Origin of the sequence: Parvimonas sp. C2 (genome assembly GCF_035282405.1) — a bacterium.
GTDB lineage: Bacteria > Bacillota > Clostridia > Tissierellales > Peptoniphilaceae > Parvimonas.
The window spans coordinates 30,119-49,928 of record NZ_JAYKBP010000005.1; the positions used below are offsets into that span (position 1 = coordinate 30,119).

Sequence of the window (19,810 nt, forward strand, 5' to 3'; positions counted from 1 at the left end):
ACGTGAAATAATAAAACAACAATATTAATTAAATAATGTACCTAACATTTCATGTAGCAAAAATCAAAATATGAAAAAATCAGTAAAAGCAATGTTACTATTAGCATCTATTATGTCTGCTTCAGTTGCAACTGTAGCAGTGAACACATCACATGCCGTATATGCAGAATATGAAAATCCTACAGACGATTTTCTTAATGATTTATATACTTTGAAAATTGATGTACAAGATATTAAACCAGAAACTGAAGAACAAGGAAAAAAGAAAGCTAATCTATTAGTAGATATAGAAAAATTAACAAATCAAGTGATGTTGGTAAGAAATAATATGAAAGATTATGAAGACCAAATTAAAAAAGATTTTGACGGTTTAGCTCAAAGAGCTTTTGATTTAAAAATGGGAATTGAAAAACTTAAAGAAGAAAATAACAAGTCAAAATTTAAAGTAAAGTATAGATTTGTTGCAGTTCCTGATGAAAGGGAACTGCCTGAAGAAGTAAAAGCAAAATTACCAAAGGATAAATCAGATGTTGAAAAGGGCACAAAAATAGCTATTCAAAAATATGATGATGTTAAGGTTGACGGAGGAACTTGGAAATTTATAAATTGGAAAATTCCAAAGGATAATCAAATGGTTGCTGTAGAAAATGAAGTTACAGTAGAAAATGAAGATTTATTTTTAACTGGTGAATGGAAATTTGTAAAAGATGGTCAAGAACAACCAAATCCACAAGCTTATAGATGGGTTCAAAACGAAAATGGAAAATGGAGTTACCAATCAGCTGATGGTAAAGACAAAGTTAAAGATAGCTGGAAATTTATAAATAATGAATGGTATTTATTTGACAAAGATGGATATATGATTGCTGATAACTGGGTTAAAGAAAATGGAAAATGGTACTATCTTGAAGCGAGTGGTTCAATGTCAAAGAATGAATGGGTATATAAAGACGGAAACTGGTATTATGCAAATGCAAGTGGAAGAATTTCACAAAATGAATGGGTATTAGTAGATGGAAATTGGTACTATGCAAATGCAAGTGGACGTATTGCTGCTAATGAATGGTTCATGATAGGTGGAAAGTGGTATTACGCTGAAGATGACGGACAAATCGCTCAAGGGAAAACACTTAAAATCAACAATGTAAATTATACATTTGATGGAAATGGAGTTTGGATTAGATAAATTTTAAAATTTATATAAAAAAGGCGAAAACAAATCAGGTGGCTTAAGTTATAGTATAACTTCAATTTGGAAGTAGCTGGTGTTGTTATATTTAAGAAAAAATATTAATAAAATAGTAAAAAAGGCTGGTATAAACTAGCCTTTTTTATTGTGAAACAACAAGGTTCCCGGGACCCACCCGGTGCGAAGCATCGAGGAAGGGTGGGGTTCTTATTTATAAAAATTAATTTGTCTTAAAATTGCTCGATTTTAATTTTTCTAAAGTATTTCTTACAATTGGTATTAAAAGCAGTGCGACAGTTAAAGCTCCTTCAGCCCCAATATATGAAAAATTATACCAGATTGAATAATTTAATGGATACCAACCTTGTGGTGCATAAGAGCTGAAAAACACATATCCTGATAATGTAGCAAAGATAAATCTTCCTGTAATTGAAATAAGGTATGCAGGTATTAATTTATCTTTTTTATTTGCAAATAATCCGCTAAGTCCAAGAGAACCAAAAGCTAAAATATAGTCGATGATTGCTTGAACGGGAGTATAGACTTCTGGCTTAATCAATAAATTTAGAAGTCCAAAAGTTATACCGGCTATAAGTCCTACTCTAAGTCCGAACATATAACCAATGAAAACAATAAAAATCATTGAAAATAAAGTAACGCTTCCACCTTGTGGTAGTCTTAAAAACTTTATCTGATTTGCACTGATTCCAAGTGCCAATAAAATGGCTGAATAAGTTAGTGCTTTTGTAGAAAATATTTTTTCATCTCTTTTAAAATAAAAGACAAAAAATAAAAATGCAAAGGAAATCAACAATATAATAGTTGTTTTTCCTGCAGTACTTGAGAAAAATTTTCCAAAATTTTCCATAAAAAAACCTCCTAAGATATTCACTAGAAAGTCCATAAAAAAGACTATTCAACTTCCCTACGTCAGTATTAACTGAATCAGGTACAAAGGGTATTTCTCAGCTTAGTAGCACCCCTAGCGAATAAAATATTTTGTATTTGTATACTTTAAATTTTTACCCCTTTGCTAATTCATTAAACATTAAATATTATTGAGTAAATTTTGTAAAAGTGATATACTTTAGTCGTATATGTTTTAAAATTAAGGAGATATTATGAAAAAAATATTAAATTTGGCTCATAGGGGTTTTTCAGGGCAATATCCTGAAAATACAAAAATTGCTTTTTTAAAGGCCATTGAACATTCTGATTGTGATGGTTTTGAAACTGATGTCCATATGACTAAAGATAAAAAACTTGTAATAATCCACGATGACACTGTTGACAGAACTTGTTCAAATGGAAGTGGTTTTATAAAGGATTTGACTTCTAAAGAACTTTTGCAAATGGAATTTGGTTCACATAAGGGAAGTGAGTTTTTAGGAGAAAAGATTATATTTTTAGACGAATTTTTACAAATTGTAAAGGACAACAAACTCTTTGTAAATTTAGAGCTTAAGAATAATTATGTATTTTATTGTGGACTTGAAGAGGTTGTTATCAATATGATAAAAGAATTTGGACTTAAAGAAAATGTAATTTTATCCTCATTTAATCACGAATCAATGGAACTTTGTAAAGAGATTGACCCAAGTTTTAAAACGGGACTACTTTTTGAAAGTCCAATGATGAATACAGTTGAATATATGAGAGGAATTAAGCATGAAGCGGTTCATCCTGGATATTATATGCTTTTGCAAAAACCTTCTTGGGTTGAAGACTTTAAAAAAATGGGACTTGATATTAATACTTGGACAGTAAATGACGAAAAAACAATGAAGTATCTTATTGACATGGGAGTAGATGCCATAATTGGGAATTATCCCGATTTAACATCAAAAGTCTTAAAATCATAAAATTGGAAAAGTAATTTGACAAAAACTTTAAATTAGTATAGAATATGAGTGTTAGAAATTTTTGTAAAAAATTTTTAATAAAAATAAATAAAATTAGGAGGAATTATGAAAAAATCTTTAAAATTATTTGCATTATTGCTTATCACTATTATGGGTTTTAGTGCTTGTTCATCAAAAAATAACGAAAATGCAACTGAAAAGGCAAAGAAAGAATCCGAGAAAGCTTTAGAAGATGCTAAGCAAAAAGGGAAAGATGCTCAGGATAAAGTAAAGGAAGAAGTAGAAAAGAAAACTAAAAAAGCAAAAGAAGAAGCTGATAAAGCCTTAGAAGATGCTAAACAAAAAGGAAAAAATGCTCAGGATAAAGTAAATGATGAAGTAGAAGATCAAACTAAGAAAGTAAAAGAAGAAGCTGAAAAAGCAAGAAAAAAAATACAAGAAGAAATAAAAAAAGCAAAGGAAAAAGCTGAAAAAGATGCAGAAGATGCTAAAGGAAACTAATATATAAATTGCAAGAATAAGTTAGCCAATTGAAAAAACTTCAAAAGATGTTTTAAGAGAATTGTAAAAAGTTATTAAAAGTATTGTATTTTGTGTATATATATGGTATAATAACCGGGTATCACTTTTGGATACATGATATTTAAAAAGCCTTGTCTTTTTACAATATCAATCGCATAGCAGTCGAGGTTGCGATTAACAAGTCCTCGCCTACAAAATCGCTGGGTAGCGATGTCTAAATAACCCAATATTGTAAAAAGAATTAAGGAGGAAAAAATGAAGAGTTACGTAGCAAAACCTTGCGATGTAAATCGTAAATGGTATGTAGTTGATGCAAAAGATGTTGTTTTAGGTAGACTTGCAACTGAAGTTGCTTCAATTTTAAGAGGAAAGAAAAATGTTAGATTCCAACCATCATTCGATATGGGAGATTATGTTATTGTTGTTAATGCTGAAAAAGTTAAATTAACTGGTAAGAAATTACAACAAAAAGAACATAGATACTATACTGGATATTCAAATGGTTTAAAAGCTATTTCTTATGAAAAAATGTTACAAACTAAACCTGAAAAAGTTATTGAATTAGCTGTTAAGGGAATGCTTCCAAAGAATACTTTAGGAAGACAAATGTTCAAGAAATTAAAGGTTTATGCAGGTCCAGAACACAATCACGAAGCACAACAACCTGAAGTTTTAACATTAAATAAATAGGAATAGAAAGGAGATTAACATATATGGCAACTCAATATATTGGAACAGGAAGAAGAAAAACTTCAGTAGCTAGAGTTTTTTTAACACCTGGAAACGGAAAATTTGTTATTAATAAAAAAGATATAGAAGAATATTTTGATTACGATACTTTAAAGGTTACTGCAAAGGCACCTTTAGAAATAACAGAAAGTCTTGGTAAATTCGATGTTTATGTAAATGTTAAAGGTGGCGGATTTACAGGACAAGCTGGAGCAATCAGACATGGTATTGCAAGAGCTTTATTGGAAGTTTCTGCTGAATTAAGACCTGTATTAAAAAGAGCTGGTTTCTTAACAAGAGACCCTCGTAAGAAAGAAAGAAAGAAATATGGTCTTAAAAAGGCAAGAAGAAGCCCACAATTCTCAAAGAGATAAGAGAATAGTAAATATAAATTTAGAACGTTGGAATTTTTTCCGACGTTTTTTTGTGTTATTTATATTGTATTTAGTATTAACGTCTAGATATTAAACAAAGGAATTTCACTTATACGTCATTTCGACTGTAGCGAAGCGAAATGGATTTAGACCTACTTTTGTTTACTTGTAAACAAAAGTAGGTCTGACGCAAAGATTGTTCAAATCTTTGATTTGAGCACAATCAACTGTGAAAATCTCAACTATTGCTTGTTTACAAGCAATAGTTTTTCTGAAAGAAATAATAGGAGATAAATAGATATATTCATGTCATTAAAAAGGGTATAAAAATATTGTATAGTTTTTAATAAAGGAGGAATTATGTTTAGAGTATTTAGAGCGTTTTTTATTATGTTAAGGGCTCATATCTGGCAAAAAGACAAAGCAGGGAGATGTTATATTTTTCATCCACTTAATGTTGCTTTGGGGGTAAAGGGAGTTAAAGCAAAAACTGTCGCATTATTACATGATGTACTAGAAGATAGCGATTTGTATAGTATAGAGGATTTTAAATTTTTAGACAAAGAACAAATGAAAGCAATTTTACTTTTAACACATAATTCTGATGAAGATTATTTTAACTATATAGATAAAATAAAAACTAACAAAATAGCTTCTGCTGTAAAATTGTCTGATTTAAGACATAATTCAAATTTGAACAGATTAAAGACAATAACAGAAAAAGATATAAGTAGAAGAGAAAAATATTTAAAGGCAATAGAAATTTTATCAAATTAAAGGCAACTATAAATTATATTTTATAGTTGTTATTTTTTTGCATAAAATTATTTTACAATAAACTTTATCTGTAGGTTAAAGGATAAATTTGTTATATTAATAACTTATGCCATAAAATAGACAAAATGTGAATTTTGTGGTATACTATATCGGCGGTATGTTCAAATTAATAGATTAATAAAATTTTTAGGAGGATTTATTTTAGAATGAAAAGAATATTAAGTATTGGATTACTTGTATTTGCAATTTTTATTGGAAGTTTTTCTGGACTTTTTGCTAAAAATGAAGTTTTTGCAAAAAATAATGGAAAATCTTCAGATGAAAAAATTGATATTGCAGTACAATGTAAGTGGGTAGGTGATGATGACAATTCGAGAACTGTAAAGGTAGATTTACTGATTGATGATGTAGTAATAAATACAGTTGCAATTACTAAAGGTTCTGATTGGAAACATGTTTTTGAGGGTTTAGATAAAAACAATCCTGATGGTACACCTATCAATTATAATATTAAATTACATGATGAAAATCATACTAGATATAAAGCGAAAATTACTGGAGATATTAAAAATGGTTTTATTATTAATTGCTGTGAATTAAGAACTATTTATGTTACTAAATATTGGAATAGAGAGCCAGATATATCACCAGCGATGTTAAATCCTGATTTATTAAATAGTAAATCGAAAAAAGCTAGTTTATCTGGAGTAAAACAAATAAATCATGATAAGTTAAATTCTAAAGTTCCAATGCCTGACTCAATAACTATTTATCTTCTTGCAGATGGAAAAGTTATTGATACTGCGGTATTGACTGAAGATGACGATTGGGAATATGCTTTTATTAAAAAACCGTTGTATGATGAAAAAGATGGACATGAAATTGAATATAAAGTTCTAGAAAAACCCGTGAAAGGTTATAAGGCAGAATATGATTATTTTGATATTATTAATAAATCTGTTTTTGATATTCCAGTTGAAAAGAAATGGATTGGTGCTCCTAGGGATGAAGTAGAGGTAACATTATATAGAGATCATGATGAAAGAGAATACAATCCTCAAATCCAAAAATATGAAGTAAAAAAAATAACGGAAACTGTAGCTACAGTGAAGTTAAATAAAGCAAATAATTGGAAATATACTTTCAAAGATGTAGAAGAATTTTTTCTTGATGAAGAATTTACTCATAAGTATAAATATTATATAAAAGAGAAAACTATAGATGGTTATGAAAGTGTTATTACAGGGGATGAAGATAAAGGATTTACAATTACAAATAAGAATAAAAATGAAACATCACCTGCAGTTGTACCAACAATTGATGTTAAGGTAGAAAGCGAATTTTTGGGAGAAGATAGAAAAGAAATGACTGCTCCAGTAGATAAGATAGAAGTTGAATTGTATAGAAATGGTGAACCAACTGGACAAAAACTTGTATTGAGTAAAGCAAATAACTGGAAAGGCGAGTTCAAAGATTTAAAAGTTTATGAATCTGAAGAAAATCAAAAGCCTTATGAATATACAGTTAAAGAAGTTGGAGAAGATAAAAATTTAATTAACCTAGCAAGTAAGTTGTATAATGTAGTTTATTCTGGAAATATGAAAGATGGAATAAAGATACAAAATATTGTTAAAAAAGAGGATAACAAAAAAGTTGTTACACCTGAAAAAGAGCAAAAATTGCCAAAAACAGCTTATGATATTAATGCTATTATGTCTTTAGGTATGATGACTGTTTTAGGAATAGCTTTGGGAATTATTGGAAAAAAGAGAAAAATTAAATAATATTTAAAATTTAAAGTGTCAAACTTATTGATTTGGCACTTTTTTTGTGGAATTTCTACTAATTTAATTTATAGTCATATAAATGTAAACAGTTGTAAACTATAACAAAAAATTGTTATTTAATAAATTACTAACAAAAAATTAACAAAAAGTGAAACATTTTGTTTTTTTTGTGTTATAATTAATATAGTTTTACGCCTGATGGTAAAACTATATTAATTGCATCATAATCTTCATTAAAAAAATAATCAAAAAGAAGATTATGATATATCATACTTTCCATTTAGATAAAAAGTTTAAGGAAAAGTATGATGAAATAGATTTTAAAATTATAGGGAAAAACTAATTTTAATTTAATAGGATTAATTTTTTTTGCTCATTTTAGGTAATGTATGTAATAAAAAATAAATTATATTTATTTTCAGTATAAAAATTGTTTAAATATAGGAGGGTTCTTAATGGGTTATAAGATTTATAAAGACTCTATTGGAGAAATTAAGGTAGAAAGCGACAAACTTTGGGGAGCGACTACACAGAGAAGTTTTGAAAATTTCAAAATTGGAAATTACAAAATGCCAACAGAAGTTATAAGGGCTATGGCGACTGTTAAGTATGCTTGTGCTATGGCTAATTATGAGCTTGGAGATTTAAATATGGAAAAATTTTCTGCAATAGAAAATGCTGTTCGGGAAATTTACAGTGGAAATCTTGATGAACATTTTCCACTTGTTGTTTTTCAAACGGGAAGTGGTACTCAAACTAATATGAATCTGAATGAGGTAATTGCAAATTATGCAAATCAAAAGGCGGGGAAGACTTTAATTCACCCAAATGATGATGTAAATAAATCTCAAAGTTCAAATGATACTTTTCCAACAGCTTTGCATATAGCTTGTTTAGACGTTATTGACAGAAAGCTTATTCCGTCAATGAAAACTTTGATTTCAGCTTTTAAGACTTTTGAAGATGCGAACAAAAATGTTATAAAGATTGGTAGAACACATTTACAAGATGCTGTACCTATTAAGATTTCTCAAGAGTTTAGTGGTTATAGAAGTTCTATTGAAAAATGTTTGGAATATATCGAATTTACAAGAAAAGGTCTTTTAGAAATTTCACTTGGAGCAACTGCAGTTGGTACAGGAATTAATACTAGAGAAAACTTTAAGAACATTGTTGCAAAATATGTTTCAAAAATTACAGGAAAAGACTTTAAACCTGCTGAAAATTTCTTCCATTCTTTGACAATGAAAGATGCTGTTGTAGTTTCTCATGGAGCTATTAAGGCACTTGCAATGGATTTAATTAAGATAGGAAATGATATAAGATTTTTAGCTTGTGGACCACGTTGTGGTTTTTCAGAGATTGAAATTCCTGCAAATGAACCAGGTAGTTCAATTATGCCGGGTAAGGTAAATCCTACTCAAATAGAAGCCTTGACAATGGTTTGTGCAAGAGTTTTAGGAAATGATACTACTATAAGTTTTTGTGCATCTCAAGGAAATTTTGAGCTTAATGTTTATATGCCAGTTATTATTCATAGTTTTGTTGAATCTGTAAATTTACTTTCAGATGCAATGGAATCTTTTGTTAAAAACTGTGTAAGGGGAATAAAGGTTAATAAAGAAGTTGTAAATAAATATTTGAATGAATCTTTAATGCTTGTTACTTCACTTAATCCATATATTGGATATGATAAGGCAAGTCAATGTGCAAAATATGCTTTTAAGGAAAATATAACATTAAAAGAAGCAGTTTTACATTTCGGTTATTTAACAGAGTCAGAATTTGATGAAATTGTTGACCCTAAAAAAATGGTTTAAAATATTTTTTATATAAAGGAGAGTAAAGAAAATATTATGGAAGCAAAACAAGGATACAGAGTTGAACATGATTGTATTGGGGAAAGTTTAATTCCGGAAAATGCTTATTATGGAATTCACACTCAAAGAGCAACAGAAAATTTCAAGATTACAAGAAGAAAAACAAATCCTGAAATGATTAAATCAGTTGCTGAAATTAAGAAGGCTTGTGCTATTACAAACTTTGAAGCTGGAGTTTTAAGCGAAAAGAAAAAGGATGCAATAGTTTATGCTTGTGATGAAATTATCTGGGGAAGATATTTAGATCAATTCATTGTTGACCCAATTCAAGGAGGAGCAGGAACAAGTCATAATATGAATGCCAATGAAGTAATTGCAAATATTGCTATTGAACATTTAGGAGGAAAACTTGGAGATTATTCAATAATACATCCTAATGATGATGTAAATATGGGACAATCTACAAATGACGTTTATCCAACAAGTGGTAAAATTGCTCTTATCAGACTTTTAGGTGAAACAATTGAAAGCTTAAAAGAATTAGAAAATGCTTTAATTTCAAAAGCTGAAGAATTTGATGATGTTATAAAAATGGGAAGAACTCAAATGCAAGATGCTATTCCTATTAGACTTGGACAAGAATTTAGAGCTTATTCAACAGTTATTGCTAGAAATATTAGACTATTCAAAACTGCATGTACAGTTTTAAAAACTGTAAATATGGGAGCAACTGCAATCGGTACAGGACTTAATGCTGATGTAAGTTATATGGATAAGATTGTAAAAAATCTCGCTCAAGTTACAGATATGGAATTAGTACAAGCAGAAGACTTAATTGACGGAACGCAAAACATTGACGTTTTTGTTCACGTTTCAGGTCTTGTAAAGAGCTGTGCAATCAGTATGTCTAAAATTGCTAATGACTTAAGACTTATGTCATCAGGTCCAACTTGTGGATTTGCAGAAATCAATTTACCTGCAAGACAAGCTGGAAGCTCAATCATGCCGGGAAAAGTAAATCCTGTAATTCCTGAAGTTGTATCTCAAGTCGCTTTTAACTGTGTAGGTAATGATGTTGCAGTTACAATGGCTGCAGAAGCAGGACAACTTGAACTTAATGCTTTTGAACCAGTTATTTTCTATAACTTATTTGAATCAGTTGAAACAATTGGTAGAGCAGCAAATACATTTGTTCATAACTGTATTTTGGGAATTACTGCAAATGTAGAAAGAACTAAAAATATGGTTCACAATAGCTATGGAATTGTAACAGCTTTCGCTCCACATATTGGATATGAAAAATCAGTTGAAGTTATTCATAAGGCTATTGAACAAAATTTACCTGTAAAGGCAGTTCTAATTTCAGAAAAAATTATGACTGAAGAAGAAATTGACAATATTTTAGATGTATTCTCAATGACTACACCGGGAATTGCAAAAAGAAACTAAAAAAATATAAATAGAGTCTTTGGGCTCTATTTTTTTGTGAGAAAAAGGTATTGAAATTATGGTAAAAAGTCTAATTTTATGTTAAAATATTTTTGATTGCATTGAATATTATGTAACAATTATTTGGGGGTAATATGAGTTATATGATTTATGCTATTGTTATAGCTGTTTTTATTATTAGATTATTTTTTCTTAAGATTTCAATTAAAAACGAGAAAAAAATACTAAAAGATGGCGGGAGAGAATATGGGGTAGAAAATTCTAAGAGAATTACTATCTTACATATATTATTTTATTTATTCTGTTTTATTGAGGCGATTATTAGAAAGCCAAAATTTGATAAAATCAGTTTTCTTGGTTTGTTTTTAATAGTTTTTTCAATCTTTATGCTCTATACAGTTACAAGATTGCTAAAAGATATTTGGACAGTGAAACTTATGATTTTAAAGGATCATAAATTTGTCAATCACTGGTTATTCAAAAATATAAAACATCCTAATTATTTTTTAAATATTTTACCTGAATTGACAGGACTTGCATTACTTTGTCATGCTTTATATACGGCTTTAGTAATTTCTCCTCTATACATTTTTGTAATGTATATTAGAATAAAGGAAGAGGAAAAATTACTAAAAGAAATTATAATTCCAAACGGGTTAAGAGAAAATTAAAAAAATATAATATTCAGTGTAATTTAAAGGGCATTTCAGACGAAATGCCCTTTTTGTATGTTGTTAATTTTATTTTGTTTTAAGCTTAAGAATATGAAGTTCTGCTTCTTTTGAATCTTTATTTTCTTTAACTAAATAAGAGATGCAGTCATTAGTTACGGAAATTTTAGAAACTATTTTTTCTTTGTTTTCATAAGATTTTTGAAATAATAATTTTCCTTCATCATTATAAACATAGATATTGTTTTTATTATCTAACAAATATAAATTATTTATTTTGTAGGCATCTGTTAAATCATCTCCACCTGTAACATCTGGAATTTCTGTGCTTTCCATATTCTCTAAATTAAATACTTTCCCTGTATTGTATTTTGCTGATTTTGCTACATAGTCGCTTGTAAATAACAGTTTATCATCGCCTGAAACAAATAATAATTTCCTATTTTTTACATTTTCTGGAGTTTTAATCTTATCTAGCTCTAAAACTTTTTTAGATTCATCTTCTGAAATTAATTTATAAACATCTGCTGAACCTTTTTCCATTTTATTATCATTTTGGTAATTTACAACTTGGTAGTATATCTCGTTTCCAACTCCACCTGCAAACATAATATAATTACCGGATATTTTATTATTTTTAATATTCAGTTCTTCTTCTTTAAGTAATCTCAAACTCGCATCATCAACATTAAATCTAAGGATATAGGATTTAAGAGTATCTTTTCCAACATTATTCTCACAAGTTAATATTAAATTACGCCCGTCAACTGCAATGGAAGGAACTTTGTTATATACTTGATAATCACCGGAAATTTCAGCTTTATCTTCATTAAAATATCTTTTAACGATTTTATTTTTATCCACTACAATAAAATTATATTCATAAGAGTCTTTTTTGCCTACAGTATATGTAGTATTATTTGCAATATTTTTGTTATTAACCTTTACTATATACAAAGTTTCACCAATAACACCGTCTTTTGCAATAGTATACATATTTTCCTTTTCGTTACCGGTTATTTCATAAATTATATCAATATTTTCATCTTTTAAATTTTTTGAGGCATAAAAAATATTGCCTTCACTCGTATATGCAAAATAAAGTTTATTATTATCAGGATTATAATTTAAAAAACGAAAATCAGTGGCGTTTTTTGGAATTTCAACCTTTTTTATCTCTTCATCGAAATCGACATTTTCAATAGCTTGTTTTTTCATCTCTCTATTGTCTTCTGCATTTGAACTAGATTCATTAGTTGTTTTATTGGAACAGGAAGTTAAAAATAGAGAAAATACAAATAAACAAATAAATAGTTTTTTAAATTTCATAAAGCACCGCCATTCTTGTTAATTTGATTTTCATTCATTTTATATAAAAAATTTTTATCAACTTTAGGATAACATAGGGGACGTTTATTGTCAATATTTTAAGGTAAAGATATGGCAACATTTATTTAATTTTTTCGCAATAACAACCTTACCTTTCCATGATGCTTCGCATCGGGAGGAACCCGGAAACCTTCTTGCTTCGCAATAAAAAATGGCGATTAAAAATCGCCATATATTTTAACTATTTACTTGTTAATTCTATAAATTCATCAATTTCCTCTTTTATGCTTTCAAGAGATTTTAACCAGAAATCTTTCTTAGTTAAATCAATATTCATAACTTTTGCAACGTCTTCACAAGTATTAATTGTAGTTGCTTCTAAAAGTTCTTGATATTTTTCTACAAATCCATTTGGATTTTCTCTGTAGATTGCATAAAGTCCTCTTGAGAAAAGTCCACCAAATGAGTAAGGGTAGTTATAGTATGAGAAACCAGCAGAATAGTAATGTGGTTTGCAAGTCCACATAAATGGATGGTAAGTTTTAGGATCAAGTCCGTCTCCATAAGTTTCTTTTTGAGCGTTTCTCATAATTTCTTCTAATTCTTCACTCATCATAAAGTGATCAAGTTTTCTTTCAAAAACTTCTTTTTCAAATAAGAATCTTGAATAGATGTCAACAGTTATTTGAGCACAGTCAGAAATTTGAGATTCCATTAAAGTAATTCTGTCTTTTTCTGATGCTTCATTTAATGCTGCAGACATAATTAAATTTTCGTTGAAAATTGATGCTGTTTCAGCAACTGGCATTGGATAATCCCAATTTAAAGGTAGGTGATTTTCAACATGAAGTCCATGATAAGCATGACCTAATTCATGGGCAAGAGTTAAAACAGAAGAAAGACTTCCGTCAAAATTCATCATTACTCTTGATTGTTTTATAAATGGAAGATTGCTACAGAAAGCTCCACCAACTTTTCCTTTTTTAGGGAAGTAGTCAATATAATTTTTATCAAAAGCTTCTTTAACCATTTTTACCATATCGTCTGAAAAAGTTGCAAAATGTTTCAATAAAAATTCTTGAGCTTCTTCAACTGTGAAAGTTCTGTCGCTTTCTCCGATACTTGCAAATAAGTCGTAGAATTTTAATCCACCGTCATATCCTAGAAGTTTAGCTTTATGCTTAAAATATCTTCTAAAATGTGGTAGGTAGTCGTCAATACTTGACCAAAGAGCAGTCAAAGTTTCTCTCTTTAATCTTGCATTTTCTAAAGACTCATCAAGAGCAGTTTCAAAACCTCTCATCTTTGAAGTTGTATTCACTTCTTGTTTAATATTATTTAAAGAAAATGCGATTGAATCCTTTATGCTGTCATAAAGTTTCAATTCACTGTAAAAAGCTTCTTTTCTTATATTTGCATCAGAGGAATAAGCTAAATTTCTAATTTCACTTAAAGTTTTTTCTTCGCCTTTAAATTCTATTGATGCCTTTGATGTTAAGAAATTAAACATAAATTCCCAAGCATTTGAGCTTGAAAGTTTCATTTTTGCGATAACTTCTTCTATATCTTCTGGCAATACATGTTTTAAAGCCTCTTTTTTATTCTTAAAGAAGAATTCATAGTTCTTTAAATATTCATCCTTTGTAATATCAACAGTGATAGAACCTAAAAATTTGTCTATTTTTGTAAAAGTTTTTGCATAATTTGAAAGTTTAGCATTCAAATTATTGCTATAATAAGTTGTTTTTTCATCAGTAGTGTTTATTGCCTGATTAAGTTCTATAAATGAATAAATCCTATAAATTGTAGTATTAACTTCTTCTAAAATCTTTATAACAGCTTTTATGCAGTCAATACTATCTTCTAAATTAATCTTTTCTAAATCAGTTAATAAACAATCTATTTTTTTGAAATCGTTTTGAAATTCATCACTATCATAAGAAGGATAAATTTCAATTAATGAATATTGTTGCTCCATTTTTTTCTCCTTAATAAAAATCATTTTTTGAGTAAAACATTCCAGTCTTTTTCTTTAAAACCGATAAGAAAAATCTTGTTTTCTTCGTCAATTAAGACAGGTCTTTTTACAAGAGAACCGTCATTTGCTAATAATTTAATAGCTTCATCAACAGAAAGATTTTCGAAATTTTCTTTTAAATTCAAATCTCTATAAGTCTTACCGCTTGTATTGAAAAGCCTCTTAATTCCCATGCTACCTTGAACAGCTTTGATTTGAGCTTTAGTTGGAGTTTTGTCTTTAAGGCTGATTTCCTTAAACTCAATTCCATTTTCCTTTAAGAACTTTTTTGCCCTTTTACAAGTTGTACAGTTGGGATATTCAAAAAAAAGTTTCATTATAACACCTCCAATGCTGATTGATTATATATTAATCAAAGTTTTACTAACTTATTTGTCTATTTAGACAAATTTAAATATAAATATGAACTTTATATTCCTGTATCAACGTATCTATTTTATTCTAAAAACCTTAAATTAAGTTTAAAAGAAATTATATTAAAATATTTTTTCTAATTTTTAAGTCATAACATTAAAGTTGAATCTTTTTATATGAGTATTTTATTGATACAATTCTATCATTAATTTTAAATAAAATCAACAAAGGGTTAAAATAAACAAAGAAAAAAGCAAAAAATATTAATAAAAAAGTAAAAATTATAAAAAAACATCAAAAATGTATTAAAAGGTATTGTGTAATGTATAGTACTGTGGTATGATATATATAAGATAATAAAAAAATAATGAATATAATAAATTCCGATATAGAACAAACAACTAGAAAAGGAGGTAAAAATGGATACACAAATTAAAAAAGGTCTGTTGGATCTCTGTGTCTTAAGCTTTTTAATGGACAGAGATATGTATGGATATGAAATTGTTCAAAATATTTCAAAATCCATTGAAGTAAGTGAAGGCACTATATATCCGATTCTCAGGCGACTAAGTAAAGAGGGCTTTTTTGAAACTTATATTGTTGAATCAAACGAAGGCCCTGCAAGAAAATATTATAGAATTACCACTTCCGGAATGGGATATTATGATAATCAGGTGGAAGCGTGGGAAAAGTTAAAAAATGGGATGGATAGTATCTTAAAGAGAGGTGAAAATGATGAATAAGGTAGAATATTTGGATGTCTTAAAAGATTATCTTTTAAAATATTATTCAGAAGAAGAGAGTTTAGATATTTTAAGAGATTATGAAGAATATTTTTTAAATGGTAAATTAGACGGAAAAACTGAGCAAGAGATTATTTTAGAACTTGGTTCTCCAAAAATAATTGTTCAGGATCTTAGATCTGAAGAAAAAACTGTTTTAAATAAACAAGGAATTTTATCAAAATTAACCCAAAAATTTGATAAATGGTTTGAAAAGAATTTGTCAGACAGATATTCAAGTGGAGAAATTGAAATTATGGAAAATAGATGTGATAAGGTGATTGAAAAATATGGAATTTTTGCATTTATGTTTCTTGCTATATTTTCAGTTATAGAAGTATCTGTAGGTCTTAGGTTTTTAACGGGAATTACAGAAATATTAGGTGTATATATCATTTCAATGTCCTTTCTAGTTAGAACTAATAAAGGATTACAGTCAAAAGGAGGAAAAATTTTAACATTTACTAATATTTTATTTATGATATTCTATTTAGTATTGATGTTTAGAGGAACTAGTGATATTTTTAATGTTGGATTAAATTTAGCTTTTTTCATGGCTATTCTTAATTTGATTTTAATATTCCTCTTTTCAAATGGAATGTTTTTCCTAATAATAATTTCTCTATTCTTTGCAATAATGCTAATAATTTTGGGAGGAATCTGGTTTTTGTTTATAGGAATTACCATTTTTGGAGTAGGACTTGCTATTACATTAACTCCGATTACTCTAACAGCATTATCATCATTATCACTTAGCATATTATGGATAATCTTTCCAATAATGCTTGCTATGGGACTTTTCATAGCTATGAGTATTTTAATTAAATACTATTCAATACTCATATATAGATTAGTTTTAAAATATAATGACTGGATAAAAATAAAATTTATGTACTCAAGAGTTTATGGGCGAAAAACAAAGGAGGACGAATATGAAAGGTAAATATTTTAAACTGAAAGTATTGTCAATATTTTCTTTTTCTCTAATAGTTGTCGGTTTTACAGGGTCTTACAAAATGGTTTGTGAAGTTCAAAGGAGAGTTGATGAAGAAATTGATAAAAAATTGACTTATAGCTCTAAAGAAATTTTAAAAACCGAAAAAGAAATAAAATATTTAGACTTAAGCAGATATGAGGGTTACAATGTAGAAATAAAGAAAAGTCAAGATGAATACAATCGTATAACTGTAACTTACAAGGATAAATACTTTGAAAATGAAGCAAATTTTGATGAAAAAAATGAAAATAAAATTGATATTATAACCAAAAGAATTGATAACGAAAAAAATTCAAGATTTGATTATGTAGGAAAAATGATTGAAAACTCTGTAATATATAATAAATTGTCATATTCTTTTATAAAGCCTTCAAAAAAAGAAGATAAAACTAAAATAGTTATAGAAGTTAAAAATCCTATTGAAATTATGGGAACAGTAAAGGGAAGCGAAAAAAATGATTTACTGAAAAAGGAGTTGACTTACAGTGCTTACGATAAAAATTTATTTTCTGGAAGTCCTATTAGGACCATACTTAATCAATTTAACGAATTCACGATTAAAGATGTAAATGATGAAAAAATTGAAATTCCAAATACTCACTTAAAAACTTTGAATTACACTACTGAAAAAATCGAAAAATTATTGATAGCAGGTAGAAGAGAAAATAAAAGCAAAGATTATGATACTACTGTTAATGTAGATACAAAAAATGTCAAAGACTTTGTTGAAGTTGACTTAAACTCCTTAACTACGGATTTGAACATTACAGGTGCAAAAAAAGTTATACTTGAAGGAATGCCAAGTTCAGGAGAAATTGTAGTTAAATATAAAGTTAATGGAGAAGAAAAAAGTTTTGTAATAAATGAGTCTAACAAAAATAAAAAAACTCCAAGAAAAATAATAAATATTGATAGTGAAAAAATATTTAGAACTCTAATGGATAATTCTCTAATTAAAGGAAATTTGGATAAGATATCTGATTTAAAAGAAGTTAAATAATTGTAAAAAATGCAGATAGACTTTTGTTTATCTGCATTTTTTTATCAACAAGCCTCGTTAAAGTTTTAAAAAATAATGCGTTACTAAATATTTACTATATTTTATTTAATTATTAAAATAAAAATAAAAGAAATATACAAACTTTATTAAAAAAGTATTGCAAAAATATTTATTATATAGTATAATATGGTAAAGTTAATAAGGATGTAAGTAAAGAAGTGGATTACACTTCTTAAATTTATATCTTTTGTATAACACAATGCAGTGAATTATTGTTAACGTGATTATTCGCAAAATACACGACGAAAATTTCGTGTAAATACATAAAGGGGGATTTTATTATGAAAAAATTATCTAAAATTGTTGCGTTATACTTAGCAACAACATTTTTATTATCAGGTTGCAGTAATACTGAAAGGGCAAAAGAAAAAGTAGGTATTCAGGACAATATGGTTATCGAAAATGAAGGAACTCCAGTTGAAAATGCAACACTTAAAATTGCTTATGTTAGTGATTCTCCATTTACTGGTATTTTCCATCAAGCTTTTGCAAGTGGTAATCCAGATCAGGAAATTTTGGGATATTCTACAAATGGTACATTCAAATCTGATGAAAATTACAGATTAGTAAATGGTGGTGGAGCTGATATTGAATTTAAGCCAGAAGAAAAGAAAGTAATTGTAACTATTCATGAAAAATATACGTGGAACGACGGAACTCCAGTAACTTCTGCAGATTTCTTAGAATATTATAAAATTATAGCTCATAAGGACTATACAGGTGTTCGTTTTAATGATGACATGAGAAATGTAGTAGGAATAGAAGAATATAATAAAGGTGAAAGCAAAGAAATTTCAGGTTTTAAAACTTTAAGTGATAAGAAATTTGAAATTCACTTTAAAAAATTCAACCCTGGTATTCTTTGGGGTGGTGGAATTCCATATGAACCAGTTCCAAGCCATAAATTAAAAGATATTCCTGTTAAGGAACAAGAAGCTCATGACATTACAAGGAAGAATCCATTATCTCCTGGCCCTTACTATATTAAAGAAATAGTTCCTGGACAACAAGTTGTTTTTGAAGCTAATCCATACTACTATAAGGGTCAACCAAAAGTTAAAAAGGTTATATGGAAAATTGTTCCATCATCACAAATCGTTGCTGCTTTACAATCAGGCGAATATGATTTAACTGTTAGTTTAAATGCTGACCTTTATAACAAGGTTAAAGAATTAAAGAATGTTCAAATCGGTGTCCAAGATGACTTATCTTATACTTATATAGGTTTTAAACTTGGTAAATGGGATAATGAAAAGAAAGAAGTTGTAATGGATCCTAATGCAAAAATGGCAGATGTGAAATTACGTCAAGCTATGGCTTATGCTATTGACAATGACCAAGTTGGAGAAAAATTCTATCAAGGTTTAAGAAGGAATGCAACACAACTTATGATTCCTGCATTTAAAGAATACTATGATGAGTCATTAAAAGGATATACACTAAATATTGATAAAGCCAAAAAACTTCTTGATGAAGCAGGCTATAAAGATACTAATGGTGATGGTATTAGAGAAGATAAAAATGGTAAACCGTTCAAAATTAAATTTGCTTCAATGTCAGGTGGAGCTATTGCTGAACCTATAGCCAATTACTATATTCAACAATGGAAAAAAATTGGATTGGATGTTGAACTTACTACTGGAAGACTTATAGAATTTAACTCATTCTATAATAAAGTTCAAGCTGATGATCCCGAAATAGATATTTACCAAGCTGCTTGGGGAACAGGGTCTAACCCTAATCCTACGGGGCTTTATGGAAGAAAAGCTCAATATAACTTCTCAAGATTTGCAACTCCGGAATTAGATTCGATTTTGGACAAGATTAATTCTTATGAAGCTGTTGATAAAGAATACAGAGCAAAAGCATACAAAGAATTTGCAAACTATATGTTTGAAAATGTACCAGTAGTACCTACTCTATTTAGAAAGGGTATAGTTGCTGTAAATAACAGAGTTAAGAAATGGGATATAACTCCAGGTTCAAACTTTGGGATAGCTGATGTTGAATTAACAGCTGATGCACCTATTAAATAGGAATAGTAAATGTATAAAATTAGCAAAAAGAAAC

18 protein-coding genes and 1 riboswitch are annotated in these 19,810 nt (G+C 28.3%); of the genes, 14 read left to right on the top strand and 4 right to left on the bottom strand.

Annotated elements, in window-relative coordinates:
- The first annotated feature begins 70 nt into the window (after positions 1-70).
- Positions 71-1,186, top strand: a complete 1,116-nt coding sequence (locus VJI95_RS07145; protein WP_324010873.1) for an SHIRT domain-containing protein — start codon at positions 71-73, stop codon at positions 1,184-1,186.
- A 223-nt stretch (positions 1,187-1,409) separates the two neighbouring features.
- Here VJI95_RS07145 and VJI95_RS07150 read toward each other — a convergent pair whose 3' ends face one another.
- Positions 1,410-2,057 (bottom strand): energy-coupled thiamine transporter ThiT, encoded by a 648-nt coding sequence (locus VJI95_RS07150; RefSeq protein WP_324000230.1) that lies wholly within the window; start codon positions 2,055-2,057, stop codon positions 1,410-1,412.
- Positions 2,058-2,094: 37 nt separating this feature from the next.
- Positions 2,095-2,183, bottom strand: a riboswitch (TPP riboswitch).
- A 127-nt stretch (positions 2,184-2,310) separates the two neighbouring features.
- On the opposite strand from VJI95_RS07150, the gene VJI95_RS07155 reads away from it, so the two are divergent.
- From VJI95_RS07155 to VJI95_RS07195, 9 genes are all read left to right on the top strand, one after another.
- Positions 2,311-3,051, top strand: coding sequence for a glycerophosphodiester phosphodiesterase (locus tag VJI95_RS07155; protein ID WP_324010874.1), 741 nt, complete (start codon positions 2,311-2,313; stop codon positions 3,049-3,051).
- A gap of 105 nt (positions 3,052-3,156) precedes the next feature.
- Entirely contained in the window at positions 3,157-3,552 is a 396-nt protein-coding gene (locus VJI95_RS07160) for a hypothetical protein (RefSeq protein WP_324010875.1), read from the top strand.
- Between the two features lie 276 nt (positions 3,553-3,828).
- Positions 3,829-4,263 (top strand): 50S ribosomal protein L13, encoded by a 435-nt coding sequence (rplM, locus tag VJI95_RS07165; protein WP_324000227.1) that lies wholly within the window; start codon positions 3,829-3,831, stop codon positions 4,261-4,263.
- Between the two features lie 23 nt (positions 4,264-4,286).
- On the top strand, positions 4,287-4,676 hold the full coding sequence (gene rpsI, locus VJI95_RS07170; RefSeq protein ID WP_324000226.1) for a 30S ribosomal protein S9: 390 nt from the start codon (positions 4,287-4,289) through the stop codon (positions 4,674-4,676).
- A 360-nt stretch (positions 4,677-5,036) separates the two neighbouring features.
- On the top strand, positions 5,037-5,453 hold the full coding sequence (locus tag VJI95_RS07175) for a GTP pyrophosphokinase (protein ID WP_324010876.1): 417 nt from the start codon (positions 5,037-5,039) through the stop codon (positions 5,451-5,453).
- Positions 5,454-5,659: 206 nt separating this feature from the next.
- Positions 5,660-7,237: a Cna B-type domain-containing protein gene (locus VJI95_RS07180; protein ID WP_324010877.1), complete on the top strand. Its 1,578-nt coding sequence runs from the start codon at positions 5,660-5,662 to the stop codon at positions 7,235-7,237.
- A gap of 458 nt (positions 7,238-7,695) precedes the next feature.
- Positions 7,696-9,060 (top strand): class II fumarate hydratase, encoded by a 1,365-nt coding sequence (gene fumC / locus VJI95_RS07185; RefSeq protein WP_324010878.1) that lies wholly within the window; start codon positions 7,696-7,698, stop codon positions 9,058-9,060.
- A 36-nt stretch (positions 9,061-9,096) separates the two neighbouring features.
- A complete protein-coding gene (locus VJI95_RS07190) occupies positions 9,097-10,509 on the top strand; it encodes an aspartate ammonia-lyase (protein WP_324000222.1) in 1,413 nt (470 codons plus the stop codon).
- A 134-nt stretch (positions 10,510-10,643) separates the two neighbouring features.
- A complete protein-coding gene (locus VJI95_RS07195; RefSeq protein WP_324000221.1) occupies positions 10,644-11,180 on the top strand; it encodes an isoprenylcysteine carboxyl methyltransferase family protein in 537 nt (178 codons plus the stop codon).
- A gap of 69 nt (positions 11,181-11,249) precedes the next feature.
- Here the strand turns inward: VJI95_RS07195 and VJI95_RS07200 are convergent, their stop codons facing one another.
- The 3 genes from VJI95_RS07200 to VJI95_RS07210 form a co-directional block, all read right to left on the bottom strand.
- A complete protein-coding gene (locus VJI95_RS07200) occupies positions 11,250-12,509 on the bottom strand; it encodes a hypothetical protein (RefSeq protein WP_324010879.1) in 1,260 nt (419 codons plus the stop codon).
- A 241-nt stretch (positions 12,510-12,750) separates the two neighbouring features.
- Complete coding sequence (locus tag VJI95_RS07205) at positions 12,751-14,487, bottom strand: M3 family oligoendopeptidase (protein ID WP_324010881.1); 1,737 nt, start codon at positions 14,485-14,487, stop codon at positions 12,751-12,753.
- A 20-nt stretch (positions 14,488-14,507) separates the two neighbouring features.
- Positions 14,508-14,864: a Spx/MgsR family RNA polymerase-binding regulatory protein gene (locus VJI95_RS07210; RefSeq protein ID WP_324010882.1), complete on the bottom strand. Its 357-nt coding sequence runs from the start codon at positions 14,862-14,864 to the stop codon at positions 14,508-14,510.
- A 456-nt stretch (positions 14,865-15,320) separates the two neighbouring features.
- Between VJI95_RS07210 and VJI95_RS07215 the strand changes: the two genes are divergently transcribed.
- From VJI95_RS07215 to VJI95_RS07230, 4 genes are all read left to right on the top strand, one after another.
- Entirely contained in the window at positions 15,321-15,644 is a 324-nt protein-coding gene (locus tag VJI95_RS07215) for a PadR family transcriptional regulator (protein ID WP_324000217.1), read from the top strand.
- Positions 15,637-16,626, top strand: a complete 990-nt coding sequence (locus VJI95_RS07220) for a DUF1700 domain-containing protein (protein ID WP_324010883.1) — start codon at positions 15,637-15,639, stop codon at positions 16,624-16,626. The genes VJI95_RS07215 and VJI95_RS07220 overlap by 8 nt, the downstream gene beginning before the upstream one ends.
- Positions 16,616-17,680 carry a hypothetical protein gene (locus VJI95_RS07225; protein WP_324010884.1) on the top strand — a complete coding sequence of 355 codons (1,065 nt, stop codon included), beginning with the start codon at positions 16,616-16,618 and terminating at the stop codon, positions 17,678-17,680. Before VJI95_RS07220 ends, VJI95_RS07225 begins: the two co-directional genes overlap by 11 nt.
- A gap of 341 nt (positions 17,681-18,021) precedes the next feature.
- Entirely contained in the window at positions 18,022-19,776 is a 1,755-nt protein-coding gene (locus VJI95_RS07230; protein ID WP_324010885.1) for an oligopeptide ABC transporter substrate-binding protein, read from the top strand.
- Positions 19,777-19,810: the final 34 nt, after the last annotated feature.

Coding starts and splice junctions, on each gene's coding strand:
- VJI95_RS07145 (WP_324010873.1), top strand. CDS start 71: ATGAAAAAATCAGTAAAAGCAATGTTACTATTAGCATCTATTATGTCT.
- VJI95_RS07150 (WP_324000230.1), bottom strand. CDS start 2,057: ATGGAAAATTTTGGAAAATTTTTCTCAAGTACTGCAGGAAAAACAACT.
- VJI95_RS07155 (WP_324010874.1), top strand. CDS start 2,311: ATGAAAAAAATATTAAATTTGGCTCATAGGGGTTTTTCAGGGCAATAT.
- VJI95_RS07160 (WP_324010875.1), top strand. CDS start 3,157: ATGAAAAAATCTTTAAAATTATTTGCATTATTGCTTATCACTATTATG.
- rplM (WP_324000227.1), top strand. CDS start 3,829: ATGAAGAGTTACGTAGCAAAACCTTGCGATGTAAATCGTAAATGGTAT.
- rpsI (WP_324000226.1), top strand. CDS start 4,287: ATGGCAACTCAATATATTGGAACAGGAAGAAGAAAAACTTCAGTAGCT.
- VJI95_RS07175 (WP_324010876.1), top strand. CDS start 5,037: ATGTTTAGAGTATTTAGAGCGTTTTTTATTATGTTAAGGGCTCATATC.
- VJI95_RS07180 (WP_324010877.1), top strand. CDS start 5,660: ATGAAAAGAATATTAAGTATTGGATTACTTGTATTTGCAATTTTTATT.
- fumC (WP_324010878.1), top strand. CDS start 7,696: ATGGGTTATAAGATTTATAAAGACTCTATTGGAGAAATTAAGGTAGAA.
- VJI95_RS07190 (WP_324000222.1), top strand. CDS start 9,097: ATGGAAGCAAAACAAGGATACAGAGTTGAACATGATTGTATTGGGGAA.
- VJI95_RS07195 (WP_324000221.1), top strand. CDS start 10,644: ATGAGTTATATGATTTATGCTATTGTTATAGCTGTTTTTATTATTAGA.
- VJI95_RS07200 (WP_324010879.1), bottom strand. CDS start 12,509: ATGAAATTTAAAAAACTATTTATTTGTTTATTTGTATTTTCTCTATTT.
- VJI95_RS07205 (WP_324010881.1), bottom strand. CDS start 14,487: ATGGAGCAACAATATTCATTAATTGAAATTTATCCTTCTTATGATAGT.
- VJI95_RS07210 (WP_324010882.1), bottom strand. CDS start 14,864: ATGAAACTTTTTTTTGAATATCCCAACTGTACAACTTGTAAAAGGGCA.
- VJI95_RS07215 (WP_324000217.1), top strand. CDS start 15,321: ATGGATACACAAATTAAAAAAGGTCTGTTGGATCTCTGTGTCTTAAGC.
- VJI95_RS07220 (WP_324010883.1), top strand. CDS start 15,637: ATGAATAAGGTAGAATATTTGGATGTCTTAAAAGATTATCTTTTAAAA.
- VJI95_RS07225 (WP_324010884.1), top strand. CDS start 16,616: ATGAAAGGTAAATATTTTAAACTGAAAGTATTGTCAATATTTTCTTTT.
- VJI95_RS07230 (WP_324010885.1), top strand. CDS start 18,022: ATGAAAAAATTATCTAAAATTGTTGCGTTATACTTAGCAACAACATTT.